Below are 23,417 nucleotides of genomic sequence, written 5' to 3' on the forward strand. Positions count from 1 at the left end.
CCCCCCGAAAAGAGAGCACGCCGGGAACTCCCCCATCACCTCGGCGGGTCAATCCCGCCGTCGGCAGCGGACCTCACGATGAAATTCACGGGTGGCATGGATCCGAGCTGGTCGTTCCGCTTCCACCTGAGCCCACAGGACTACGAAGCCATTTGTCACTATCGCGAATACGGGCCCTACGCCTACCGCCCGGACTCTAGTACCAGCTACTCCGAATCGGGCGATATGGTCTGGCTCCAGTCCCCGGAAGATCTCGGCTCCTCACGGGCTTCTAGCATTTATTACCTTGGCTACGATGTCGGGAAATCGCTCTGCGTGCTCACCTCGGTGAACTTCTGAACCCGGCCTGGAGGTCCTTACAGCCCCGCACCCGTCTTCCTAGCCTCCACGGCTAGGCGGAAGGCCTGCTTCTCGCCATAGCGCTTCACGGAGAATTTCACACAGCGGCGCTCGCCCCGGGTGGGGCACCAAGTGGCCTGCCAGAACCAGTAGTTGGCACCATTTGCAGCGATCACGCAGACCTTCGAGACCCCTACCACCCCGGAGGAATTGCGTGGCGAGCGGCGGCAGACACGGGTGGCATTTTCCTGGGCGGTGATCCGGTTGATCAGCTCATCCCGCCAGCCGCGGGCGGCATCATAGGCTTCGGAGACCCCGCCATGGACTCCATCGGCGAAGAACTTGCCATACTTCACCCCGCGCCGCTGGAGGCGCACTTGCCAGCCGTGCGTCCCGGCACGGGGAAGGTCGATCCGCGCGATCGCATAGGTGTCCGGAGCGCTCCACATGAAAAAGCCGCAGGGGACGTTTCGCGCCCCTTGCGGCCTTGTCAAATCGTGTGGGACTAACGGATCGATCGATCCGCAGCCGGATTAGCGGCCACCACCGCGACCGCCGCGACCACCACCGCCTCCGCCGCCACCCCAAGGGCCGCGGTTTTCGAGCAGACGGGTCTTGGCTTCTTCGCTGAGCGAGGTGGAGCTTTGAACGTAAGCGGTCGCGGCCTCGCGATCCTGCTGCATCCAGCGGAAGACCGACATGCCGAGGCTGCGATTGCGGGTGTTTTCGTCGGAGATCGACTCCGCGAGCTGGATCGAAGCCTGCGGATCGCTCTGACTACGCCAAATATAGGTAGAAGTCGCCTCGTCGCGGAGCTCGCCCTGCGGCTGGCTCTGGATGAAGGCGAGCGCGGCCGGGCCGTCAGCCGCAGCCCAGGAAGCGATCACTGGACGAATTGCATTGCCGATATTTTCGGAATCCTGGCCAGCCACGAACTTCGCGGCGGCGGGGGCATCCGTGCGGGCCCAAGGACCGGCGATATCACCGAGAGCTTGGTCACGGCGCTCACCGGCCGGCATGGTGGCCCATTTCGCGGCGGCACCGGCAGGATCGGTGTTTGCGTAGCTTACGAGCGCGGCGGCCATGGCGCGGTCGCGGGACTCGGCGGGCAGGGTGTTGATCCATGCTTCCGCGGAGGCGAAGTCGGTGGCACCCCACTTGCTGGCGATCTCGCCGTAGGCGCGCGGCTGGTCCTCGGCATCGAGGCTAGCGGCCACGGCAGCAGCGTCAGTCGGATTCTTGGCGGCCATCTGGCCGATCACGGAGTTGAGGGCGGTACCCTTGTCACGACCTTCGAGACCCTTGGCCCACTCGAGGGCGGCCTTCGGGTCAAGCTTGGCCCATTCCGTGGCGATCACGCCGGCGGCATTGTCGCCACCGCCGCCGAAGCCACCACCACCCGGGCCGCCGCCGAAGCCGCGCAGCTCATTGGCGTGCTCGCTGTAGTACTTGGCCGCGTTCACGGGATCGCTGGAAGCCCAGCTCTGGAGAATGGTCGGGCGGGCAAAGCCGCCGAAGGGCGTCGAATTGGCGTAGGCCAAGGCACCTTGCGGATCGACTTCACCCCAGCGGCCGAAAAGGAGGAAGGAGGCCATCATGCGCTCGGCACCTTCAAGCTGGTCGAGCTTCTCGGCCTGCTCCTTGAGCTGGTCCGCGCTCATGCCATTGTAGAGGTCCATGAGCTTCTGCATCCGCGTGAGCTGGCTCGGTTCGCTGAGAGCCTGCTTCACATCGCGCGGGGCGCGGCTATTCTCGGAGGCGGCGGGAGCGGAACGCTGGGTCTTGCCAGCGAGCGATTCGGCCTTGGCCTGGGATTGATCTGGCTTGTCGGGAGACCCCGCCTTACCGGCGAGGAAGCCTCCGGCACCACCCACGAGCAGGGCGGCAATTCCGATGGTGGCAGTGTTTTTCATGGCGGGATTGGCGGGAATGATCTCCGCAGCCGTGAACCTTTTCTTGCAAGAAAAGTTGCGCCGAATTTTTACTTCTTCGGTACAGTTTTCGGTTTGATCTCGATCTTGGGCGTCTTGCGCTCGCCCTTGTATTCGGCACTGGCGAAGAACGCGCCCAGCAGGCGGTCATTGAGAAGCTGGCCGTCGAACCAGATTTCCAGGTCCGCCGGCCCGGCCTCGAGATCGATGGGCAGCCGGAACTGGGTCGCGCCCTCCTTGATCTCCACCCGCAGCTCCTCCTGACCGGCGCGGACATGGGCCAGGCCCTTGTGCAGCTTGGCCAGCGCCGTGCGCTCCTCTGGAGTCGCTTCCGGCGGCAGCAGGCCGAAGATCAGCTCGTAATTCCCCTGACGCGCCACCTCCAGCTTCCAGTGACCGGTCGTGGAGGGCAGCGTATTGCGGGTGGCGGCGACCTGGGCGGCCTTCAGGAAGTCCCGGATCTGGGCGTGGGTGACACAAGCTTCCGCGCCGGAGCCATCGGTCTCCTTGGAGGGCCACCAGTCATGGGCGGTCAGCTTCACCAGCGGGCAGGCCTCCGCCCCGATGACCTGGCGCACCGGCTCGCGGACGATCGGCAGGACCTCCTCCCACCACTTGCCGTAGATGCCGAGCAGGCGCTGGGCCTCCGCAGGGTTGTCGGTGAAGACATTCTTGGTTTGGCCCGGGTCCGCCTGCATGTCGAAGAGCTCCAGTCCGACCAGACGCCAGCGGTTGTCCCGCACGGCGAAGTCGCGGGCGCGGAAGCGAGCAGCGGCGTCATCACCCGGCCAGCGGCCCACCTGGGTGATCAGGGTGCGATCCTTCGGGAACTCCCCCTTCCCTAGCAGCGCGGCGGAGAGATCGAGGCCATCACCTTTCCAGTCCGCCGGGCGCTTGACCCCGCAGAGCGTGGTGAGCGTCGGCAACAGGTCGAGGTGGGCGGCGAGTTCCTCCACCTTGCGCGGGGCGATCTTCCCCGGCCAGCGGACGAAGCAGGGCACGTGGGTGCCGCCTTCGTCGGCGCTGCCCTTCTTGCCCTTCATCCCGGCGCTGAACTCGCCCACGGCGGAGCCATTGTCGGTGAGGAAGACGATGATGGTGTCCTGCGCGATGCCTGCCTCATCCACCGCAGCGAGCAGCTTGGCGAAATTGCCATCGATGTTCCCGATCATCGCGTAGAAGGCATCCGGCATCTTGTCCGGGCCGCCGGGTGGCGGGGTGTAGGGCGCGTGCGGGGCATTGGTGGCGAGATGGAGGAGGAAGGGCTGCTTGAGATTCGCCTGCTTCTTCATCCAGCCGATCGCCTCGTCGAAGAAGACATCCGTGCAGTAGCCGTGGGTCTTTTCCCAGCCGCCGCGACGCCGGACCATCGGGTCGTTGTAGGTATTTCCCCAGTAGTCCGGGGTCTGACCGATGCCGCCGCCGCCGTGGACGAAAACCTCATCGAAGCCGCGGTCCTCCGGGCGGCAGGGATAGGCGTCGCCGAGATGCCACTTCCCGAAAATACCGGTGCGGTAGCCAGAGGCGCGAAACATCTCCGGCAGGGTCGGCAGGCCCGGCTTGAGCAGGCTGCGGCCCATGAAGGTGTGGCTGATGCCGCAGCGGAACTCGTGCAGGCCGGTCAGGAGGGCGGCACGGGTGGGCGCGCAGGTCGGGCTGACCTGGAAGTGCTCAAAGGCGGCGGACTCACCGCGGAACTTGTCCAGCGCGGGCGTCTTCACCTGCGGATTGCCGCTGAAGGAGAAATCGCCGTAGCCCTGGTCATCGGTGATCACCACGATGACGTTCGGAGGCGTGTCCGCGGCGTGAAGCAGGACCAAGAAGAAGAGATTTGCGATTGCGGCCAGCGCTGAAACCCGGAGCATCCCGGGCGTTCTCCATCCGATGCCTGCCAACCGCAAGCCGTTCCGTGTCCTGTTTGTCTGCATGGGCAACATCTGTCGTTCGCCGGCGGCCGAAATTGTCTGTAAAAAGATGCTCGGGGAGAGCGATTTAGCGGATTCCGTGGAGATCGATTCCGCCGGGACCATCGGCTACCACAGCGGAAACGGGCCCGATCCGCGGATGGCGGCGACCCTCAAGGCGCGCGGCTACCCGATCTTTGGCCGGGCCCGGCAGATCCGCCGGACGGACCTGGACGACTTCGATCTGATCCTGGTGGCGGACGAGGAGAACCTGGCGGATGTGAAGCGGCTGGATCCCGAGGGCAGCCGGCATGCGAAGATCCGTTTGCTGGTGGAGTATTGCGAGACGCATGACGCGCCGCGGGTGCCGGATCCTTACTATGGCGGGCAGCGGGGCTTCGAGGAAGTGGCGGATCTGGTGGAGGATGCTTGCGGGGGATTGCTGCGGGATTTGGGCAAGCGGCTTGCTTGAGAAGAGATCGAACCGCAGAGGCGCAGAGGTCGCGGAGACTAGAAACGGCGTCAGGCGATCGCTTTCTATCCATGATCCCGGAGGGATCACAGCAGCAGTAGCCGGGGGTTGAGGCGAAGCCGACACCCCCGGTTAGATTGCGGCGAACGGCATCGATCCCGGAGGGATCGCAGCGCTGCTGTAACCACCAACAGACGCACCCCAATTTCGGCTTTGCCCCGTGTAGATGGCTCACGCGCGAATCTCCCCATTCGCTATCGCCTTGCTGCGATCCCTTCGGGATCGAGCATCCTTTGGTGTCGCTTTCCGGGGGTGTCGCTCGTTCCTCGCTCGACCCCCGGCTACTGTTGCTGTGATCCCTTCGGGATCGAGAGAGCGCCGAGACCGGAGGGGAATCCATGCGTGCTAACAATTTCTCCGCGCTCCATCGGCGGGCTCCGCGTCTCCGCGGTTCGTTTCATTGGAGAACGCCGCAGCTATCGCAGGACATGCCAATGTCCGGAATCCACTCGCGGTAATATGATATATCCGGGTATCAGGGTTGGCTTTGTGTGAATGCCAGATCCAGCCATCTCTTTGGCAGAATTCTGGGATTGCTTTTAGGTGTTTTCCTTCCGGGGCGCGCTTAGGGCTGGGAGTGACGCTTTCTGCGGATTGTTCAGCGTAAACCCAATTTTCTGAACAATTCATGGCACACCGGCCCCTGAGCCGGGTCGTGTTGCCGTGCCCGATTTCAACAGGATCTCCTATGAGGTCCGTTGAGCACAACCCAAACAAGAACAACCCAAATCGAATGCAAACTCCTCGCAAGAGATCGTGTCTGTTATTGAGCATCGGGATCGCCGTGCTATCGATGGCGACATCCCTGGCCCAAGTCATATCCGGAACCACATATACCTTGGTCGCGCGACACTCGGGACAATTCCTCGATGTGCTCGGGGCGGCAACCGCCAATGGCTCAGCGGTGGGGCAATCCACCGGCCATGGCGGCAGCAACCAGCAGTGGCTCGTTGAGTCCTTGGGCAGCGGGCAATACCGTCTAACAGGCGTAGGTAGCGGCAGGGCGCTGGACATCAACCAAGCCTCCACCGCTGACAATACCGCCGCGATCATCTCCGACTGGAACAGCGGCAACAACCAGCGGGTGACGCTGCAGGACCGCGGCAATGGCTACTACAGCCTGGTCTTCGTCCACTCCGGCAAGGCGCTCGGCGTGTCCGGCGGATCCACCGCCAGCGGTGCGGCCGTGGTGCAACTGCCGAACGATGGCTCGACCTACACGCAGTGGAAGTTCGCGAAGGGACCGGCGGGTTATATCTTCGCCGGTGATGAAGGTGCATCGCGGACCTTCTCCGGTGGCAAGGTGGACCTGGCCTATGGCGCGGGCAGCTCCTTCCACTTCGTCAACAAGACGGATGGCACCTGGACCTTCAACAACGCAACCTTCCGCGATCCGATCTTCAACACGCTGAAGAACGGCTACTACAAGGCGACCAACACCAGCGGCCCGGCGGGTTATACCTATTGTGCCTCGGAGAATGGTAGCTTCAGCTTCACCCAGCCGGTGGACCTGGCCTATGGTGCGAATGGCAGCTATGCCTACCAGAGCAGCCAGACCGGTGCGGTGACCTTCAACAACGCGCGCTTCGGTGATCCCGCTGCGGGCGTCGTGAAATCGGGTTGGTTCAAGGCACTGGCTCCCCTGCCCCCGACGCCGCCCTCGCTGTCGGCGGCGAACTTGAATGACTTCATCGCCAACCACGCGCGCTACGAAGGCGGCTCTGCGGCGGCTTATTCCGCAGAGTTCCAGTCGCAGCTGACCTACCTCGGTGGGAATGTCTTCTACACGAAGATGTTCGGTCCCGGCCACTGGACGAACTCGATGCTGAGCATCACCTCCAGCTATGGCGGTGCCGCGGCTTCCAGCGGTGGCAATACCACCTATGGCAAAGCCTTCTGGGATTCGAATGTGAGCCAGCGCGTGCCGGTGCTGATCCACGAATACATGCACCACATGGACAATGGCAGCGGCTTGCAGAACTTCTTCAATGCCGAGGCTGCGGATCCGGCGAAGCGTTGGGACGGCAGCGGCTACGCGAATGTCTCGCCCGCCGAGTATCTCGCGTCCGGCTTCCAGTGGATCGTGCAGAACACGAGTGGTCGCCAGATCATCTTCGAGAACCATCCGGCCTTCTACCTCTACATGGTGAACAGCTACGTGCCGACATTCTACACGCCGTGATTTGTTAGGATACTTGAGCCGCGGCGGGAGGGTCTCGCCGCGCCTACGACTACCTCCAAAACCATGACTCCACGCTTACAGAAGCCTTTGCTCTACGGCTCCATCTTGCTGATCGGAGCTGGTGGCATCTATCATTCCATCCACTCGACCAGTGACCCTGAGCCCAGGAAGCCATCAAGCGATGTCCCAATGGCAAATGCCAGCGAACGACGTGAGGGCGCAGCGAAGGACGCGGAGACCGAGACCTTGTTCGCCGAGCTCCATTCACTCGCCACCAGACCTGCGGAAGCACTCGACTTCCAAGCTCTGCAGCGCGCGCTCCAAGCGCTGGTGAGGAAGAACCCGCAGGCCGCGGCAGACTTCGCGAGTTCTCTAACGGATGGCTCAATGCGTGAGATCGCCCTGCAGCGCGTGGCCCAGGCATGGGCCTCACGTCATGCCGAGGCCGCGGCCCAATGGGCGAACGCGATCCGCAATCAGGAAGAGCGCGGCGCCTTGCTCAATGGCATCTTCTGCGAAGTCGCCCAGAGCGATCCGGCGAAGGCAGTGCAGATGGCGGAGCGCTACGACATGCTCAGCTTCTCGGCCGGCATGAGCGGCAATCTGGTCCAACAGTGGGCGACGCGGGACTACGACGCGGCGCGGCACTGGGTGGATACGCTGGGAGCAGGGAAGCCGCGGGATGAGATGTTCCAGCAGCTCGCCCTGATCCGTTCCGCGACCGCTCCAGAGGAAGCTGCACGGATGATCTCCGAGCAGATCGCCGACCGCGGCATCCAGGAGGAAGCCGCCATCACCATCGTCTCACGCTGGGCCGCCAGCGATCCGGAAGCGGCGAAGGAGTGGGCGGGCGGCTTCGACGCCGGGGACTTCCGCGAGCGGGCCCTGAAGGAAATCAGCATCGCCCAGACCAGCTCATCTGGTGCCGGGCAGAAAGATTGAGCGCCCCGTTTAGGTCGCGGGAGCGCCATCCGTCCGTCCGCGTGCCCAGGGGTGCCGCGGGCGGACGGACTCGGCCTGAGTGGCCAAGGCCTGAAAACTTGGACAAAAGTCGTCCGGGGAACCGCTCAAGCCGCAGAGACGCGAGGCTTCGTATGATCCGCCAGGATAAACGATTCTCAAGCGCTCTGGAACCCTCCAAGCTCGTGCGCATGATCCGACGCTTTCTTACATTCCTCGCCGTCCTCGGCCTCGCCTCCGTCATCCACGCAGCTGAGGACGAGACCAAGATCGACCCGAAGGAGGGCGAGTGCTGGTCCTACACCACGCGTCCGGGCGAGGAGGAATCCTTTGCGGTGATCCGCAAGATCGAAACCCTGCCGAAGGTCGGCGAGGTGATCCACATCTCGCTCTTCGGGCTCAAGGTCAAGAACCCCGCCGCCAAGGATGGCTTCACGGCCGAGGTCGGTCACATCCCGATGTCGGGTGCCAGTGCCCGCGCATCCCTGAAGAAAAAACTCGATAAGAAGGTCCCGGACTTCGAGTGGGAGGAAGGCTACCGCCAATGGCGGAAGTCTTATGAAAGCAGCCAGGGCGGAGTCTTCACCAAATCGATCGCCGAATGCATCGGCTTCATCGAGGACGTGGTAACGAAGACGCGGCAGCCGAAGGAGGCACCGAAGGAAGAGAAGTGAGGTGCAGGCTGGAGCGACCGGGTGCCCACTGGGTGCGTGGAATCATCCTTCGTATTGCCGCTTGATCGCGGCTGCGCCGCTTTCATTGGGGTACACGTCCAGGCTTGAGATCCGCCTACCGGTGAGGCCGGCTAAAGCCGGCGCACCCAGTGGGCACCCGGTTCTTCACGCTTTTCCTTTTACCCTTACCAGCAGCTCGCCGTAGCCGGTCCAGCGTTGGTAGGCGGCTTCGCGCTCGATGTGCTTGGTCGCGGAGATCACCTCGATCCCCTCCACCATCGCCGCGAGCTTCTCTAACAAGACGCGCACGATCAGGCGGGCATGCGCGGCGCCGAGGCAGATGTGGGTGCCGAAGCCGAAGGCCAGGTGCGGGTTCGGCTTGCGGTCGAGGCGGATTTCCTGCGGTGCATCGAAGACCGATTCATCGTGGTTCGCAGAGGCCCAGCAGAGCGAGACGCGGCCGCCGGGCTGCACCGGCACTCCGTGGATCTCACCACCCGCAGGGCAGACGCGGCCGATGTGGGTGAGCGGCATGAAGACGCGGAAGAACTCCTCGCTGGCGTGGATGCCGCGCTTCGGGTCCTCGCGCAAGTAGGCCAGCGCTTCGGAATGTTCCGCGATGTAGGCGATGACCGATGAGACCGTGTGGATCACCGTGTCCCGCCCGCCGGCGAAGGTCAGGTTGGCAAAGCCGAGCGCTTCATCGCGAGTGAGGCGGCGGCCTTGGAACTGCGCCTGGCTGAGCGCGCTGAAGAAGTCCTCACCGGGCTGCGCTTCGCCGCGGTCGAGCTGGGCATGGATGTAGCGCTCCAGCTCCGCGCCCTTCACCTCGCCATCATTGCCGTCCTTGAAGACATGCACGCCCCATCCGATCCAGGTGTCCGCTTCTTGCTCCGGGACATTCAGCAGATAGGTCAGCGCCCGCGATTGCAGCGGCAGCGCGAAGTCGCGGACGATCTCGATCGAGTCGCGCGACAGCATCCCCTCTAGCAGCTCCGTGATCAGAGCCTCCACCCGCGCGATGAACTCCGGATCCTTCGGCCGCTTGAAGAAAGGCTCCACGATTTCCCGGTATTCGCCGTGCAGCGGCGGGTCCGTCTCGATCGGCAACTGCCGCACCGTGCGCATCTCCTCCTCGGATGGGATCGGCACGCGTAAGGGCGCATCCGAGCTGTAGGTCTGCCAATCCTTCGCCGTGGCGCGGACCTCGGCATGGCGCAGGATCATCGGCACCAGCTCGCCCTGGAACTCGCAGCCGAGCACGCCGCTCGCAACGCGGGCCTCGCGGAAGGGGTCACGGGGGGCAGGCTTCTCAGTCATGGGTTTCCCGGAAGCCTCTCCAGCGCGGCCTCCCGGCTCAATCCAAAAACCGGGCCCATCTCCCGTGCTCATCGTGCTCCAATCGTCCGTGAGCTTGCATTCCGGCCCGGTCCATGAGAAGCGCCATGCATCATCAAGCCCCCCATCATGTTATCTTCTTGTAGCGCCACCGTCTTCACGTTCATCGCCGCCGCCGCTCTCCTGCTCGGCCCGGACGCGGAAGCCGCCTCCACGATCCCCATTCTCCAAACCTACGCGCTCCATTCGACCGAAGCGGTCACCGGGGCGCAGCTCGATGGCTATGTCACCTTCGATCCCGCGTTGATGAGCTTCACTGGCAGAAGCTACTTCATCCGCTCCGACAAGATCGCGGACTTCAGCTTCGAGATCACCGGCCACCCCAACCAAACGCTCAATGGCTTCTACGACGTGCTGCTCGGCGGTGCCGTCTATTTCCGCTCCGCCACTCCGGGTGAAGGCGTGCCGGTGGCCGGCAACAGCCTGGTGATCTATCATGAGGGGAACACCGGCGTCTATTTTCAAGGGACCGATACCCCTGCAGGCCACTTCATCCGCTACGACCCGGAGGGAGCCACCAACTTCAACGGCACCTGGACCTATCAGGCCGCGCCGGAACCCGGTGCCGCGGCGATGGTGATGCTGCTGGCCCCGGCAGCGCTCTGGAAGCGCCGGCGCAGGGTCTTGGGCTAGCCCTTCTTCGCCTTGTCCCTGCCTGCCATCCCTGACATATCCGGGGCAAGCATGAGCACTGCCGCGCCACGACTGGAATCCTCGATCCGCCAGCATCTCCAGCCGCTCTTGAAGGCGGATGGCTTCACTGGCTCCGGTAGGAACTTCCGGAAGCTCGGCGGCGGTTTCATCCAAGCCCTCAATGTCCAGGGCTCTCGATATGGCGGACAGTTCGCGATCAACTTGGGCCTGCACCCGGTGGGGCTGCCGATGGTCTTCGGGGAGACGCCGGAGCTCAAGAACTTCAAAGAGGTGAACTGCGAATTCCGCCGACGCCTGAACGAAACCGGGAGCGATCAGTGGTGGTCCCACGATAACACGGAGGCGAGTATGGATGCTGCGGTCCAGGCCGCCGCCGAGGTCTATCAGCGGATAGGCCGGCCACACTTGGCGCTCCTGAGCGGAGCAGACTCACCCTTCCACTCGCTGACGCCGGAAGGGATCCCGGGCTTCTTCAAGTCCCACCCGAACTACATCACGACGAATTTCCGCCTGGCACTTGCTCTCGCCCGCTCCAGGAAGCTTCAAGGCCGGGCTTCCGAGGCCAAGGCCTTCGCCGACTACGCCTTGGCGAATATGGGCGCTGCCAAGGGCTTCCACGCGGAACTCGAGGCCTTGTCACGGCTGGAGTGAGGGGCGAGGCGGCTGGTCATTGGTCAATGATCATTTCCCCGGCAAGCCCATCGAGGTTTGAGTGGAGAGCGCCGTAGTTGTGCTGCGGACCTCAAGGGCAGCGGGCAGTCAGGGACCATTCTGCGGGGCGGAGCACCCGGGGGGGGCACTTGGTTGGGCAAGCTGTTAGAACGGCTTCGTCCGCACACGGCGTGTGCGGACTACCTCTTTGCGGACCACCTTTAGACCAGCTCCTCCGCGAGGCCGCTGTCGAGGCGGCGGCGGTAGCTTTCGACGGCCTGGGTCCAGGTGGCGTGGATGCCTTCCGAGGGGCGCAGCCAGACGGCGCGGTGCAGGGAGAGCATGCCGGGTGCGAGATACATGAGCTCGATCATCTCCTCCTTGCTCATGGCGCTGGGGCCCATGGTCAGGCAGCGCTCGATGAGGGCTTCCTCATGCTCGGTGAGTTCAGCAGGCTCCAGCAGGGAGACGTGGACGCCGTTGACGTAGGGATCGACCACTGCGGCGACGAGGCCGTGGCGGCCAGGCACGGTAGCATCGAGAGCGGGATCGATGGAGGCTTGGGCGGTGTCCGCGATCTGGAGGACCTGCGGTGGATTGAGCTCTTCCGGAGTGGAGAGGATCTTGTGGCGCGCGAGGGCCTTGCCGTAGCGGACCCGGCTGGTGAGCACGGAGACCGGGATGCTGAGCACCAGGCCCAGGGTGATCGGCGCCATCCAGGCGGCGAAGGTCGGGCTGATGTGCCAGGCGAGCAGGCCCCAGGCGATGCCGAGGAAGGTCTGCGGCGCGTGGACAGTGAAGGCCTCGCCCCAGCCGGTGCCATCCGCCTCGCGGTTCTGGCTACCCCAGCCGACGGCGGTGCCGAGCACGATGCTGGCGACCATCAGGGTGTGAGCGAGCATCACCGCGGGTGCCAGCAGCATGGAGAGCACGGTCTCGATGCAGACGCCGATGACCAAGGGGAAGAAGCCTCCGAAGGAGCGGCGCACCCGTGGCACCACGATGGCACCGAGCAGGGCGAGGATCTTGGGCAGGAAGAGCAGAAGGAAGATCGCCGCGGTGAGGATCAGGCTCTGCGTGTTCACGTCGATGTGCAGCCAGCGGTAGACCGGCGTGCCGTCGTAGGGCAGGTTGCTGAGCTTGCTGGCACCGCGGTCCCAGGCGAGCCAAGTGCCGAAGATCAGGAAGAGGAACCACAGCGGGCTGCCGAGGTAGGCCATGATGCCCATAAAGAGGTGGGCACGGACGGTGAGCGGCAGCTTGCGGGCAAAGATGAGCCAGAGGTGCTGGAGGTTGCCCTGGCACCAGCGGCGGTCGCGTTTGAGGTGATCGATCAGGGTTGGCGGGGCTTCCTCGTAGGTGCCCTCGATGTCCCAGGCGAGCCAGACTTCCCAGCCCTGGGAGACCATCAGCGCGGCCTCCACGAAGTCGTGCGAAAGGATCTTGCCGCCGAAGGGCTCGCGGCCAGGAAGGTCCGGCAGCTCGCAGAAGTCCGAGAAGGGCTTCACGCGGATCAGCGCATTGTGGCCCCAGTAGCTGCCGCCGCCGAGCTGCCACCAATTCAGCCCGCGGATGAAGAGCGGCCCGTAGAGCCGCATGGCGAACTGCTGCAAGCGGGTGAAGATCGAGGAGCCACGGATCAGCTTGGGCGGAGTCTGGAGGATGCCGAGATTCGGATAGGCCTCCATCACGCGGGTCATCTTCACGATGTCGCCGCCGTCCATCAGGCTGTCCGCATCCAGCACGACCATGGCCTCATAGCCGCCGCCCCAGGTGCGGACGAAGTCGCCGATGTTACCGGCCTTGCGGTTCGAGTTGATCTTACGACGCCTGTAGTAGATGCGGCCGAAGGCATTCAGCTTGCGGCAGAGATTCGTCCACGCGGTTTCCTCCAGCACCCAGAGATCGAGGTCGCGGGTGTCGCTGAGGATGAAGAAATCGTAGGAGTCGATGTTGCCGGTGGCCTCGATCGAGCGGTAGATCGCCTCGATGCGGGCGCAGAAGCGGTTGCAGTCCTCATTGTAGACCGGCATGACCACCGCGTAGCGATGGCCGAGGGGGCCACTGCCGGCTTCCTCCGCCAGCTTGGTGATGCGGACGGCCTGTTTCTTCCCGAGGAGGATATCCCAAGCGCCGAAGAGCGCATGGAAGGAGCCCAGCACCAGCAGGCCATTCAGGATGAAGAAGACGCCGAGCAGCAGCACGTGCGCGCGGTGCGGGCTGAGGCGCTGGAAGAGATCGTAGAGCCAGTAGCAGGCGGCCAGATTGACCAGAATGACGCTCCCGAAGAACACGAAGCGCCGCAGCCATGCACGGACCGGGCTGAAAAAAGGGCGGACCTGCTTGGGGCCGTCTGAAGCACCTGAACTCATGGGGCGAAGTAAATGAACCAGAGGATCGCCCCGATCAGCGCGAGCAGAAAGATGGCGAACATCTTCCGCACGATCGGGCGGCGGTCCATGGTTTCCCACCATTGGGCGGCACCGGTGCCGATGACATTGAACTCAAGCGGCTTCGGCACCATGGTCAGGGTGGCGAAGCGCGGACCGGCGGCGAGGTAGGACTTCCGCATTGATTCCGTGAAGGCCGGGGGCCAGGGCTGCGGGGTGAGGAAGACGCCCTGCCACTTGCCCGGCATGTCCGCCAGCAAGAGCGCGAGGCGGCCACGGGCGGCGAGGCGGTTGTGCTCGAGTTCCTCGTGGAGGACCTCCTGGGTCCAGCGGGCGATCTCGGAGAGGGTCTCCTCCATGGCCAGCACACGGGCAGGCACGCCGGGCTCCTTCGCCCCGCGGGCAGAGGCACGCCAGAGGATGGCGCGGACCAGCTCGGCGACGAGCAGGCGGTTGCGCAGGCGCAGGGCCTGCAGGTAGGCCTCCACCGCGGCGTAGGCTTCCTCCCACTCGGAAAGCTCGGCTTCGCTGAGCGGCCGAAGTGTCTCTAGGGGGTGATGCGGTAGGCCCATGTCTCGGTAAGGAAATCCTCGCCTTTCTTCAGGCAGCAACGCAACTCCTGCGGGCCGGCATCGGCCAATTTGCCGCCCTTTTCCGCCGGGGCGATCTGGAAGGCGACGCGGAAGCGGTTGTCCGGCAGTTTTTGTACGGCCACGCCCTGGATATTGATCTTGGAGCCGGCATCGCCCATCGCGGTGACGACTGCCTGCGGCATGTCGCCTTCCCACTTCTCCAGCGGGCCACCGGCGAACTCGACCACCACGGTGCGCTGCTCCGGCTGCCAATCGTGCAGGCCGGTGCGGGTGGCGACCACGCGGCCGCCGGCGCCGGATGGATCGTCCTTGAGGGTCCAGTGCTGCTTGTAGGTGAACTCGATGCGCTCGCCGGCCTGCGGAGTGTGGGAGGGCTCCCACATCGCCACGATGTTGTCCTTGGTCTCGTTCGTGGTCGGGATCTCCATCAGCATCACCTTGCCGGAGCCCCAGTCGCTGGTCGGCTCGATCCAGAGGGAGGGGCGCTTGTCGTAGGCGGCCTCGCCATCCTCGTAGGCGGCGAAGCGGCGGTCGCGCTGCAGCAGGCCGAAGCCCTCGCACTTGTCCATCGGGAAGAAGCTGAACTCGAGCTTGCCGCTGTCGTTCGAGATCGGGCGCCAGATCCGCTCGCCGCTGTTCATGCGGATCGCCAAGCCGTCGGAATCGTGGACCTCCGGGCGGATGTCGTCGAAGCGCTTGCGGGAGTTCTCGCCGAACCAATACATGCTCGACATGGGGGCCAGGCCGATGCGCTTGACCTCCTTGCGGGCGTAGAGCGCGGCGCGGACGGTCATCACGGTATCCTCGCCCGGCTGGACGATGAAGCCGTAGACGCCGGTGTAGGAGGGCCCATCGAGCAGGGCGAAGAGCATGGCCGCCTTGTCCTCCGGGACCGGCTTGCGCAGCCACATCTCGCGGAAGACGGGGAACTCCTCGGAGACGCCCTCCGCGCCGGTATCCACCGCGATGCCGCGGGCGGAGATACCGTAGTGCTGGCCCTTGCCGAGGGCGCGCCAGTAGCTGGCCCCCTGGAAGGCGACCAGCTCGTCGAAATAGTCGGGGCGATTGAGCGGGGCATGCAGGCGCACGCCGCCGAAGCCGGCCTCCGGCGGCACATCGCCGCGCTGGCCGATCAGGCCGCCGTAGCTGAAAAAGGCATCCGAGAGGCGGATCCGCTGCTGGTGGGTCTCGGTGAATTCATTCACCAGCACCTGCTCGCGCTCGCGCGGGTGGAAGAGCATGGCGCGGAAGGGCAGCTTCTCCGCGGCCCACAGCGCACGCTCCGGCACGAAACGGATGTCCCGGTACTGGTCGTAGTTCAGGTTCTTCATCCAGTCCGGCAGCGGCTCCACATCGGAGGGTGCGTAGGGCTGGGCAGCGAGCTCCTTGGCGCGCTGGTCGATCTTCTCGAAGGTCACGTCTTCCCGCTTCCAGATCTGAGCCTGGGAGGGGAGCGACAGTGCCAGAGCGGCCGCGGTTAGAGGCGCGAAACGGTGAACCACAAGCGAGCGCATATCCGGTCAAGCGATACTGTCAATCCGCGGTAACAAAGAAAGCTGTAAGATTTTGCCATCGCGGTCGTTGGGTAACCCGGTGGGGTGGGCGCCGTGGCCGGTTTTGGCGGTGGCAGGGTGGTAGGTTTCCGTGCTTGGCGTCGCCGGGTGGGTGGGTCGTCTGGAGACGGGGAGATAGGGTGTGGAGGGGCGGGATTTTTGGGGTCATCCGGGATGGGCTGAAGCGTGGTGGCCAAGGGATGAGAGAGGGTGGAGAGGAGGTAATTCCGGGGATTTCCAAGGGCGGGTGGGTTTTTCCCAAGACAGCTGGAGCCATGCCTGCCCACTGGGAGCGCGGAGGCTGTAAAGGCCGGAGACATCGTTTACACCTGTTCGGGGACATCGTTTACGCTTTCCGGACCGCAGGCATGAGCCGCCCGCGGGCGGCCCATGCCTGCGGCGGCCGGCCTACCCGGCGATTCTCCAGCGGCGCGTAACCCTTTTCCCCGCTGGCCCGGTACCGGGCGAAATCCGCCACTCCGATCCGCTTCCAACAGTAGTAGCCCTCGAAGCGTTCTTCTCCGACCCGCCGCAACGCCACATCCTGGCCCTTGAACGCTTCCCCGATGCTCCATAGCACGCTGTGGAAGCAAATGATCCCCTTGTTGAGCACCTTCCGCACCACGTCGTTACCGCCATACCATTCCCCGGCTTCCTGGAGCTTGGCCGGCAACTGACGCGCCGAGATCTCGTGGCGGCTCGCCGGCACCGCGTCGTCCAGTGAGTCGTGCGGACGCTCGTGGTTGTAGATCTCGCGCCATTTCACAAACTCGCGGCGGCAATGGCCGTGGTCCTGCCACACCATCGTGCGCGACAGCACCTCGGCACCGAAGGTGCGGTGGAAGCGCTCCTCCTTGCCTTGTGTCTGGGGATGCCGCGGCCGCCCGTGATAGACCGCCACACCGAGCCGCAGCAGCCATGCCTCGCATTGCGTGAAATGCCCCGAGCTGTCGCCCCACGGCTTGCCGTTGTCGCAGAGGATCGCCTGCGGCAGGCCGTAGGTCCGGAAGGTGCTCTCCAGCAGCGGCTGCAGCTCGGCGAAGGTCTCACCGGCACAAGGCTCAAGCAGCAGGTTGAAGCGCCTGTGGTCGTCGAGCCTCGCCTCAGCCCAGATAGCGCGCACGCTTGATCGCGGCCAGCGCCACTTTCGCCGGACGGGCCACCTGCCCATAGCTCTCAGCCGCCAAATGCTCCGCAAGCGCGAGGTCGTCCTGTGAGGGATTCCTCACCAAGAAATCCGCGAATGACTCCCGGATCAGGAAATCCTCGTGATGCGCAAGTCGTGACTTCAGCTCTGGAGACAAGCCGACGGCAGCTTTCAGATACAGAATGATCAGGAAGTCTGCATCCGCGCTGCCCTCCTCCAGCAGCTCCTCCAAGACGGGCCCAAGCGGCATCGCGATCTCTTCCCCTTCAAGTTCCGACAGGTCACCACCGCACTGCCCGAGCTGGTTCAACGCCTTCACGAAAGCATTCAGCGAAGCGAACTTGATACACTGCTCATCGTCGTGGGCAAAGTGGACGATCATCCCCTTGCAGAGGCCCTTGCTGATGTAGGCAAAGGGATTCGAATCATTGGCATCGTCCAGCACCCACAGCCCAAGCCTCGCGGCAACTTCGATCCCGCTGAATGCGCGATTGTATTCCAGCGCCGCATCAAATTCCAAGCAGTAGACCCGTGAGCCCGGAAACACCGGCAACTCTCCTGCTTGGTAGAAGCTCACCAAATCCTCCGGAGCCTCACCGAGGATGGGCCGTGTCCCGGACAGAATCTCGTGCATGGACCGCCGACAACTAGGCCAAGCCTGCAAGCTCTGTCAATTCAGGCACCTCCCTCTTGATGCCGATTCCGTAGCGAAAACCCGCTTGCCTCCCCGCCCAAATCCGATCCCCTTTTCCCAGCCATGGCACCCACCACTCTCGCCACCATCCTTGCCCTCGCCTCCGCCCTCCTCCCCCTCACCGCAACTGCGGAGGAAGCGGAAACCCAAACCGACTTCCCCCTCACCATCGATGCCGGCGCCTGGCCCGCCGGCCACGTCCAAGGCATCGCCGTCGACCGCCAGCGCTCCTGCGTCTACTTCTCCTTCACCCGCCTGCTGGTGAAGACCGACCTCGAAGGCAAGGTCCTCGGCACCATCGAGGGCTTCACAGGCCACCTCGGCGACCTCGATATCGATGAGACCGACGGCCGCGTCTACGGCTCGCTCGAATACAAGGCCAAGAACGCCTTCTACATCGCCATCATCAATGGCCCGGAGATCGACCACAGCGGCATGCAGGCGCAGGGCAGCGACATCTTCCAGACCGTCTACCTCCCCGAGGTGGTCAGCGACTACAGCGCCGACCTCAACAACGACGGCAAGTTCGACGGCGATACCGCGGACACGCCCGACCACCGCTACGGTTGCAGCGGCATCGATGGCGTCAGCTTCGGCCCGCGCCCCGGCCAGCCCGGCAGCAAGGACTACCTCACCGTCGCCTACGGCATTTATAGTAACTTGGACCGCAGTGACAACGACCACCAGGTCCTGCTCCAATACGACAGCAGCGACTGGCTCACCAAATACGCCCGCCCCCTCCATGAAGCCGAGCCCCACCACAGCGGCCCCGACAAGGTGGACGGCAAGTTCTTCATCCGCACCGGCAATACAACCTACGGCGTGCAAAACCTCGCCTACGACGAAGCCGGCCAGCGCTGGCTGCTGGGCGTTTACCCCGGCAAGAAGCCAGCCTTCCCCAACTACACCCTCTTCGCCGTCGAGGAATCCGCCCAACCCGTCTCCGGCAAAATCACCGGCACCGAGGACACCGGCCTCCTGCTCCCCCTCGCCCCACTGGGCCAGCAGGACAAGAACACCGGCATCCGCGGCTGGAAGGAGAAGGCCGACGTCGGCATCCAATCCCTCGGTGACGGCCTCTTCTACCTCGCCGAGAACGGCAAGACCGATGACGGCAAACAGACAGCCACCCTCACCCTCTACCACTGGACCGGGGACGAGACGACGCCCTTCACGAAGGAGAAGTAGTCCGCCCAAAGGTAGTCCGCACAGTCCTCTGTGCGGGCGAAGCAGTTATCGTGGCCCACCTCACCGAGTGCCCCCGTAGCGTCCCTACCACACTCCCTTCAGCTACAATGACGCTCAATTCAGCACCAAAGTCCCCACGATCGTCCGATAGGTAGGAAAATAGGCCTTCTGTGCGGCATCGAAATCCATCCCCTTCTTCAAAGACGGCTCCAAGATCGAAAACGAGATCGTGATCAGGTGCTTCTTGTGAAAGACATAGAACGCGGTCATCCGCTGCCTCACCTTAATGTCCAGAGTCTCTTCTTCACTATCATAGACCATCATCCAGCCGGGCTGATTGGCGATCTTCATGGCGCGGGATTCGATCTCTTTCGCACCCGGAGGCAGCAGTTCTTTGAAAAATGCCGGCACAAATACCTCCTTCAATTCTTCCGGAGTAGGGCCCGCTTCTCCATCTCCGAGTGCCTTTTTGCAGGAGATGATGGACATCAGCGGCCCGTGCCCCGCGCCACTTCGGAATACCTGCACGAAGTTTGGCCTGCTGCTCTCACGCTTGGTCCAGCACAAGGGGAAGCCGATGGTGATATCGGCACCGTCAGCTTTGGGATGCTTCACCGTCTTGAAGTCTTGGCGCCAACCGGCAGCCAGTTCCGCACCGGGTGAATCGACGAATGCCGGATTGCTTGCCAGGAGCGTGTTGCGGATTCCCTCCGCCATTTGCCCCTTCGCCTGATCCTTCACCCCCTGAAGCCACTCCCGGGCCGTTTCGCGATTGAAGTCTCCCGGATCGCCGACCGTCTCCTCGGCTTTCTTGCGCAGCCCGATACTGACCTTTTCCCAGTCCGCGGCGCTCAGCATCCCTTTCAGCTCACCTTCGAGGGTGGCCGCTCCTTTCCCCAGATCCGAAGATTGGAACGCAAAGCGCGCGCTTCGGATCTCATTGAGCATGTCTGGAAATTTGGTCTCGATGAGCGACGCCGTTCGCTCCTGCACCAGCATATAGCCATAGGCTTGGGCCGCCTGCTCCCAGCGGGGTTGGCGGGTGCGGCCGGCAGCAGGCAGGCGAGCATAAGCAAAAGCGCGGCAGAGGACTTGAGGAGGAATTTCATGGAGAAGGTCACCTCCACTACATCAGACCCGCGAATCTCACAATTCAGATCGTCCTCTCTTCCTGCTTCCTCGCCCTCGAAGCTATCGCCTAACCGCCCGAACCTCTCACCCCACCGCCTTCGCCGTAAACACAACCTTCACCTTCCCCTCCGCCTTCTCCGGCAGCGGCACCAGCATGAAGTCATCCGTGATCACCGGATTCAGCTCCGCTCCCTCCGTGATCTTCACACTCGCCGGGTCGATCCGCGACTCGAAGAACTGCACGATCGGCCGGCCACCGCGCTGCGAGCCGTTCTTGTTCACCGGCTTGAAGCTATCCGCGCCAGCCTGGGGATCGATCGCCAGACTGCCGCCCTCCGCCGTCTGCGCCCATGTCATATTCCACTGCAGCGCACCCGGGGCCATCTTCGCCTCCCAAGCCGGATCGCCATAGAAGGCCACCACATCGCGATCGAAGAGTAGGCCCTGCGCATCCTGCGCGTCGAGCTTCTCGGCCTTCGCCTTCTCACCCACCGGGATCGGCTGGGAGATCTGGCCCATCGGGCTGTCGCTATCCTCATTCGCCACCTCAGGGAAGAGCGTCTGCAAGCGATACACCAACGCCGCCTGGTTCGCGTGGAAGGCCTCTGTTAGAGTGTAGCGCCCCGGCTGCTCGAAGAAGTAATCCAGCATCCCCCAGCCCTGATAGCCATACCATGTCGGCAAGCAGTAGCCCGCCATCTGCCGCACGCCCGCGCTCTTGAAGTAGGCCAGCGCCATCGCATCCTGGCCATCGATGTGGCCCATCAGGCAATTCCCCACCGGCAGATAAACCTTCGGCGTCGGGCTCTTGATCGCATGTTCCTCGCCCTTCAGGTTCACGGCCAGCAGGCTGCCATTCTTGCTCTTCCAGTAGCCGTTCTTGTAAGCGAAGCCGGGCTGCCAATTGCGCTCCGTGGCATGGCCGGAGGTCACGAAGAGCGTGGTCTCCGGATTCTCCAGTTCCTTCGCGATCTCCCATGAGGAATCCGCCTCGCCCTTCTCCTGCACCACCTTGCCACCTGCCTCGCGGTGATTGCGCTCACCCGCCACCAGCTCGCTGAAGGTGTTCGCGCTCTCGCAGCGATCCAAGGCCAGCTCGGTGCCCGACACCGCATGGCGGATCACCAGCGGCTTGCTCTCCTTCGCGATCTCCAGCGCATTTGCCGCATCGTAGCCGGTCAGGATGCCCCAGCGGCAGTCCGTGTAGGGATCGCTATCCAGCTTGCGCGTCAGGCGATGCACCGCGCGCACAAACTCTAGCCCAGCCTCCGCCGGCGGCGCGACGAAGCAAGCGTAGCGCGGGTGCTGCTTGGCCAGCTCCGGCAGGCACTCCTTCACGTCCTTGTCCCACACGACCTTCTTCGCCTCCGGATACTTCGCCGCCAGCGCCGCCGCCACTTCCTTCCAACCCGCATCCGCCTCCGCAGCCTTGGAGATGACGATCGTGTAAGACGGCGCAGCCGCATTGGCGGAAGCAATGGCGAGAATGGGAACGAGGGCCTTGATCATGCCCCACGATGGGATCTCGGCGGCAGGGGTCAAGCGGGCATCCGCTTCAGGCTTGGGTGATCCCCCAGACCCAGGCCCCCCTCGGGATCTCCACTCCTGCAAATTCCTCGCTGATCAAAAGCGCCAGAGCGCGCGGCCGGTGCGGAGACCAACAATTCCGCATCCGCTCCCAATCGACCAGGGTAGTCCTGAGGAGCTCCACCTCACCGTGGCGGATGCTCACGAGCCCAGCCAAAGGCGGTTCGCGGTCCTTCTACTTCTGCAAGGGAACCCCCGTCAGAACGACTCCTTTGCCCAGCAGCACGAAATGATCAAGAACCTCGACGATCCGAACCATGCCGCACTCTTCTCCATCGGGAATCATGCCCGGCTTGGTGGGATCCACCACCACTCCGGTGATGAGGTCCTCGCGCACCAACACCCGCAGGAAGGAGTCTTTCCCACAGCGCTCGCACTCCATGTAGCCCTCGCCATCCGTGGATCCCTGCTCGGGTCTCCCACCGTTCTGCGGCTGCCTCTCGGGAACCCATGGATAGCTGTCGCCGATCCGCAAGCGGCTCATTTCCGAGCGGTCCCCGAAATAGCAATTCACTTCCACCTGACCGCACTCGCCGCAGCGAGGGCAGCTCAGCTCAGTGTGGATGATGTTGTAGGTTCCCATAGATGGTGGACTCTCTGAAGCGGGATAGCCCACAGGCCGGATCTTGGGAAGTCCTGCCAACTTCCCGCTTCCTCCTCGCGGTGCCAGGCTTTAGCCATGGCACGCGATGCCCGCGCCCGTGATCACCCGCTTCGCCCCCAGCCCCACCGGGCTGCTCCACCTCGGCCACGCCTATGCGGCCAAGGTCGCGCGGGATCTCGCGAAGGCTCAGGGCGGACAGTTCCTCCTGCGCTTCGAGGACATCGACCACACCCGCGTCCGCCCCGAATACTACGCCGGCATCGAGGAAGACCTCCACTGGCTCGGCCTCGATTGGGATGGCCCGGCGCTCCGCCAGTCCGCCCGCGCGGATGCCTATGCCGCCGCCCTGACACGCCTCCAGGAAATCGGCGCGGTCTATCCCTGCTTCTGCACCCGCCGCGAGATCGAGGAAGAGATCGCCCGCATGGTCAGCGCCCCGCACGGCCCGGAAGGCGCGCTCTACCCCGGCATCTGCCGCCGCATCTCCCTGGAGGAAGGCGCCCAACGCCTCACCGCCGGCGACCAACCGGCATGGCGACTCGACGCCAGCAAGGCCATCGAAATGGCCGGGGAACTGACCTTCACCGACCTCCGCCACGGCCGCATCCGCGTCGATCCCGGGCTATTGGGCGACGTCGTCCTCGCCCGCAAGGACATCGGCACCTCCTACCACCTCGCCGTGGTCGTGGACGATGCCTTCCAAGGCGTGACCCACATCACCCGCGGCGAGGACCTGCTGCCCTCCACCCACGTCCACCGCGTGCTCCAGACCCTTCTCGGCCTGCCTGAGCCGCAATACCTCCACCACCATCTGATCACTGATAACCAAGGAGTCCGTCTCGCCAAGCGCGCGGACGCGATGGCGATTCGGCGCTTCCGGGAATGCGGCAGGGACGCGAAGGACGTGCTGGAAGACTTGAATCCGGTGGATCCATAGCTTGCCCGGCTTCTCCCAATCCCGCTTGCAAACGCCCGTTTCCGTGGGACAATTCAACTACCTTAAATGCTCGCTGCCTACTTCACCGCATCCAATATCATTGGCGGTTTGTTCTTCAGCATCGTGGGAATCGGGGCATGGCGCTATGGCAGCCAGCTTGATCTCTGGAAGCCCAAGGCCCTCGGGGCACTTCTGATGATCTACCCCCTCTTCACTTTCACCGCGTGGGCAACGTGGGCTGTCGGCACCGCCCTCTGCACCGTGTTGTGGTTCCATCACGACGAGTGAGGCGCGGCCAAATGACGAATGTCGAATTCCCTCCGGCTTCATTCGTCATTCGAAAATTCTGAATTCGTCATTTCGGCGGC

22 protein-coding genes are annotated in these 23,417 nt (G+C 63.8%); 10 read left to right on the top strand and 12 right to left on the bottom strand.

The features are described 5' to 3' along the window. Positions 1-96: 96 nt before the first annotated feature. Positions 97-339, top strand: a complete 243-nt coding sequence (locus BV071_RS35140) for a hypothetical protein (RefSeq protein WP_265594037.1) — start codon at positions 97-99, stop codon at positions 337-339. A gap of 17 nt (positions 340-356) precedes the next feature. On the opposite strand, the gene BV071_RS03590 is transcribed toward BV071_RS35140, so the two are convergent. From BV071_RS03590 to BV071_RS03600, 3 genes are all read right to left on the bottom strand, one after another. Further along, entirely contained in the window at positions 357-788 is a 432-nt protein-coding gene (locus tag BV071_RS03590; RefSeq protein ID WP_075090834.1) for an AP2 domain-containing protein, read from the bottom strand. 84 nt (positions 789-872) lie between these two features. After that, complete coding sequence (locus BV071_RS03595) at positions 873-2,252, bottom strand: hypothetical protein (protein WP_035602296.1); 1,380 nt, start codon at positions 2,250-2,252, stop codon at positions 873-875. A 68-nt stretch (positions 2,253-2,320) separates the two neighbouring features. Then, a complete protein-coding gene (locus BV071_RS03600) occupies positions 2,321-4,135 on the bottom strand; it encodes an arylsulfatase (protein ID WP_052572828.1) in 1,815 nt (604 codons plus the stop codon). A 19-nt stretch (positions 4,136-4,154) separates the two neighbouring features. Here BV071_RS03600 and BV071_RS03605 point away from each other — a divergent pair, with 19 nt between their 5' ends. From BV071_RS03605 to BV071_RS03620, 4 genes are all read left to right on the top strand, one after another. Next, positions 4,155-4,646 (top strand): low molecular weight protein-tyrosine-phosphatase, encoded by a 492-nt coding sequence (locus BV071_RS03605; RefSeq protein ID WP_035602298.1) that lies wholly within the window; start codon positions 4,155-4,157, stop codon positions 4,644-4,646. Between the two features lie 853 nt (positions 4,647-5,499). Beyond that, a complete protein-coding gene (locus BV071_RS32440; RefSeq protein ID WP_265594038.1) occupies positions 5,500-6,888 on the top strand; it encodes an RICIN domain-containing protein in 1,389 nt (462 codons plus the stop codon). 63 nt (positions 6,889-6,951) lie between these two features. Next, complete coding sequence (locus tag BV071_RS03615) at positions 6,952-7,830, top strand: hypothetical protein (protein ID WP_265594039.1); 879 nt, start codon at positions 6,952-6,954, stop codon at positions 7,828-7,830. A 209-nt stretch (positions 7,831-8,039) separates the two neighbouring features. Beyond that, entirely contained in the window at positions 8,040-8,522 is a 483-nt protein-coding gene (locus BV071_RS03620) for a hypothetical protein (protein ID WP_265594040.1), read from the top strand. A gap of 165 nt (positions 8,523-8,687) precedes the next feature. On the opposite strand, the gene BV071_RS03625 is transcribed toward BV071_RS03620, so the two are convergent. Then, the gene (locus BV071_RS03625) at positions 8,688-9,842 is read right to left on the bottom strand and encodes a cytochrome P450 (RefSeq protein WP_035602304.1); all 1,155 of its coding nucleotides are present in this window, start codon (positions 9,840-9,842) and stop codon (positions 8,688-8,690) included. A 147-nt stretch (positions 9,843-9,989) separates the two neighbouring features. Between BV071_RS03625 and BV071_RS03630 the strand changes: the two genes are divergently transcribed. Both BV071_RS03630 and BV071_RS03635 read left to right on the top strand, forming a co-directional pair. Further along, entirely contained in the window at positions 9,990-10,553 is a 564-nt protein-coding gene (locus tag BV071_RS03630) for a hypothetical protein (RefSeq protein ID WP_035602306.1), read from the top strand. A gap of 51 nt (positions 10,554-10,604) precedes the next feature. Further along, the gene (locus BV071_RS03635; protein ID WP_035602308.1) at positions 10,605-11,225 is read left to right on the top strand and encodes a DUF4304 domain-containing protein; all 621 of its coding nucleotides are present in this window, start codon (positions 10,605-10,607) and stop codon (positions 11,223-11,225) included. Positions 11,226-11,446: 221 nt separating this feature from the next. Here BV071_RS03635 and mdoH read toward each other — a convergent pair whose 3' ends face one another. The 5 genes from mdoH to BV071_RS03660 all read right to left on the bottom strand — a co-directional run bounded on the left by mdoH (position 11,447) and on the right by BV071_RS03660 (position 17,542). Next, a complete protein-coding gene (mdoH, locus tag BV071_RS03640) occupies positions 11,447-13,597 on the bottom strand; it encodes a glucans biosynthesis glucosyltransferase MdoH (RefSeq protein ID WP_052572832.1) in 2,151 nt (716 codons plus the stop codon). Then, positions 13,594-14,187: a hypothetical protein gene (locus BV071_RS03645; RefSeq protein WP_052572834.1), complete on the bottom strand. Its 594-nt coding sequence runs from the start codon at positions 14,185-14,187 to the stop codon at positions 13,594-13,596. Before BV071_RS03645 ends, mdoH begins: the two co-directional genes overlap by 4 nt. After that, positions 14,163-15,722, bottom strand: a complete 1,560-nt coding sequence (locus BV071_RS03650) for a glucan biosynthesis protein (RefSeq protein ID WP_052572838.1) — start codon at positions 15,720-15,722, stop codon at positions 14,163-14,165. The genes BV071_RS03645 and BV071_RS03650 overlap by 25 nt, the downstream gene beginning before the upstream one ends. Before the next feature lie 385 nt (positions 15,723-16,107). Beyond that, on the bottom strand, positions 16,108-16,884 hold the full coding sequence (locus tag BV071_RS03655) for an integrase core domain-containing protein (protein ID WP_052572840.1): 777 nt from the start codon (positions 16,882-16,884) through the stop codon (positions 16,108-16,110). Further along, on the bottom strand, positions 16,865-17,542 hold the full coding sequence (locus BV071_RS03660) for a hypothetical protein (RefSeq protein ID WP_035602310.1): 678 nt from the start codon (positions 17,540-17,542) through the stop codon (positions 16,865-16,867). The genes BV071_RS03655 and BV071_RS03660 overlap by 20 nt, the downstream gene beginning before the upstream one ends. 123 nt (positions 17,543-17,665) lie before the next feature. Between BV071_RS03660 and BV071_RS03665 the strand changes: the two genes are divergently transcribed. Continuing rightward, positions 17,666-18,790, top strand: a complete 1,125-nt coding sequence (locus BV071_RS03665; RefSeq protein ID WP_035602313.1) for a hypothetical protein — start codon at positions 17,666-17,668, stop codon at positions 18,788-18,790. Positions 18,791-18,904: 114 nt separating this feature from the next. Here BV071_RS03665 and BV071_RS03670 read toward each other — a convergent pair whose 3' ends face one another. The 3 genes from BV071_RS03670 to BV071_RS03685 form a co-directional block, all read right to left on the bottom strand. Next, entirely contained in the window at positions 18,905-19,738 is an 834-nt protein-coding gene (locus tag BV071_RS03670; protein WP_265594041.1) for a hypothetical protein, read from the bottom strand. Between the two features lie 267 nt (positions 19,739-20,005). After that, positions 20,006-21,430: a hypothetical protein gene (locus tag BV071_RS03675; RefSeq protein ID WP_035602320.1), complete on the bottom strand. Its 1,425-nt coding sequence runs from the start codon at positions 21,428-21,430 to the stop codon at positions 20,006-20,008. Positions 21,431-21,683: 253 nt separating this feature from the next. Further along, positions 21,684-22,091 carry a hypothetical protein gene (locus tag BV071_RS03685; RefSeq protein WP_052572841.1) on the bottom strand — a complete coding sequence of 136 codons (408 nt, stop codon included), beginning with the start codon at positions 22,089-22,091 and terminating at the stop codon, positions 21,684-21,686. A gap of 106 nt (positions 22,092-22,197) precedes the next feature. On the opposite strand from BV071_RS03685, the gene gluQRS reads away from it, so the two are divergent. Beyond that, positions 22,198-23,049, top strand: a complete 852-nt coding sequence (gene gluQRS, locus BV071_RS03690; RefSeq protein WP_035602326.1) for a tRNA glutamyl-Q(34) synthetase GluQRS — start codon at positions 22,198-22,200, stop codon at positions 23,047-23,049. A 66-nt stretch (positions 23,050-23,115) separates the two neighbouring features. Beyond that, on the top strand, positions 23,116-23,337 hold the full coding sequence (locus BV071_RS03695) for a hypothetical protein (protein WP_035602329.1): 222 nt from the start codon (positions 23,116-23,118) through the stop codon (positions 23,335-23,337). Positions 23,338-23,417 lie beyond the last annotated feature (80 nt).

It is taken from the genome of Haloferula sp. BvORR071 (assembly GCF_000739615.1).
Classification (GTDB): domain Bacteria; phylum Verrucomicrobiota; class Verrucomicrobiia; order Verrucomicrobiales; family Akkermansiaceae; genus Haloferula.

What these genes read in the sequence shown, in the direction of transcription:
- BV071_RS35140 (WP_265594037.1), top strand. Translation starts at nt 97, where the DNA reads ATGGATCCGAGCTGGTCGTTCCGCTTCCACCTGAGCCCACAGGACTAC.
- BV071_RS03590 (WP_075090834.1), bottom strand. Translation starts at nt 788, where the DNA reads ATGTGGAGCGCTCCGGACACCTATGCGATCGCGCGGATCGACCTTCCC.
- BV071_RS03595 (WP_035602296.1), bottom strand. Translation starts at nt 2,252, where the DNA reads ATGAAAAACACTGCCACCATCGGAATTGCCGCCCTGCTCGTGGGTGGT.
- BV071_RS03600 (WP_052572828.1), bottom strand. Translation starts at nt 4,135, where the DNA reads ATGCTCCGGGTTTCAGCGCTGGCCGCAATCGCAAATCTCTTCTTCTTG.
- BV071_RS03605 (WP_035602298.1), top strand. Translation starts at nt 4,155, where the DNA reads ATGCCTGCCAACCGCAAGCCGTTCCGTGTCCTGTTTGTCTGCATGGGC.
- BV071_RS32440 (WP_265594038.1), top strand. Translation starts at nt 5,500, where the DNA reads ATGGCGACATCCCTGGCCCAAGTCATATCCGGAACCACATATACCTTG.
- BV071_RS03615 (WP_265594039.1), top strand. Translation starts at nt 6,952, where the DNA reads ATGACTCCACGCTTACAGAAGCCTTTGCTCTACGGCTCCATCTTGCTG.
- BV071_RS03620 (WP_265594040.1), top strand. Translation starts at nt 8,040, where the DNA reads ATGATCCGACGCTTTCTTACATTCCTCGCCGTCCTCGGCCTCGCCTCC.
- BV071_RS03625 (WP_035602304.1), bottom strand. Translation starts at nt 9,842, where the DNA reads ATGACTGAGAAGCCTGCCCCCCGTGACCCCTTCCGCGAGGCCCGCGTT.
- BV071_RS03630 (WP_035602306.1), top strand. Translation starts at nt 9,990, where the DNA reads ATGTTATCTTCTTGTAGCGCCACCGTCTTCACGTTCATCGCCGCCGCC.
- BV071_RS03635 (WP_035602308.1), top strand. Translation starts at nt 10,605, where the DNA reads ATGAGCACTGCCGCGCCACGACTGGAATCCTCGATCCGCCAGCATCTC.
- mdoH (WP_052572832.1), bottom strand. Translation starts at nt 13,597, where the DNA reads ATGAGTTCAGGTGCTTCAGACGGCCCCAAGCAGGTCCGCCCTTTTTTC.
- BV071_RS03645 (WP_052572834.1), bottom strand. Translation starts at nt 14,187, where the DNA reads ATGGGCCTACCGCATCACCCCCTAGAGACACTTCGGCCGCTCAGCGAA.
- BV071_RS03650 (WP_052572838.1), bottom strand. Translation starts at nt 15,722, where the DNA reads ATGCGCTCGCTTGTGGTTCACCGTTTCGCGCCTCTAACCGCGGCCGCT.
- BV071_RS03660 (WP_035602310.1), bottom strand. Translation starts at nt 17,542, where the DNA reads ATGCACGAGATTCTGTCCGGGACACGGCCCATCCTCGGTGAGGCTCCG.
- BV071_RS03665 (WP_035602313.1), top strand. Translation starts at nt 17,666, where the DNA reads ATGGCACCCACCACTCTCGCCACCATCCTTGCCCTCGCCTCCGCCCTC.
- BV071_RS03670 (WP_265594041.1), bottom strand. Translation starts at nt 19,738, where the DNA reads ATGCTCAATGAGATCCGAAGCGCGCGCTTTGCGTTCCAATCTTCGGAT.
- BV071_RS03675 (WP_035602320.1), bottom strand. Translation starts at nt 21,430, where the DNA reads ATGATCAAGGCCCTCGTTCCCATTCTCGCCATTGCTTCCGCCAATGCG.
- BV071_RS03685 (WP_052572841.1), bottom strand. Translation starts at nt 22,091, where the DNA reads ATGGGAACCTACAACATCATCCACACTGAGCTGAGCTGCCCTCGCTGC.
- gluQRS (WP_035602326.1), top strand. Translation starts at nt 22,198, where the DNA reads ATGCCCGCGCCCGTGATCACCCGCTTCGCCCCCAGCCCCACCGGGCTG.
- BV071_RS03695 (WP_035602329.1), top strand. Translation starts at nt 23,116, where the DNA reads ATGCTCGCTGCCTACTTCACCGCATCCAATATCATTGGCGGTTTGTTC.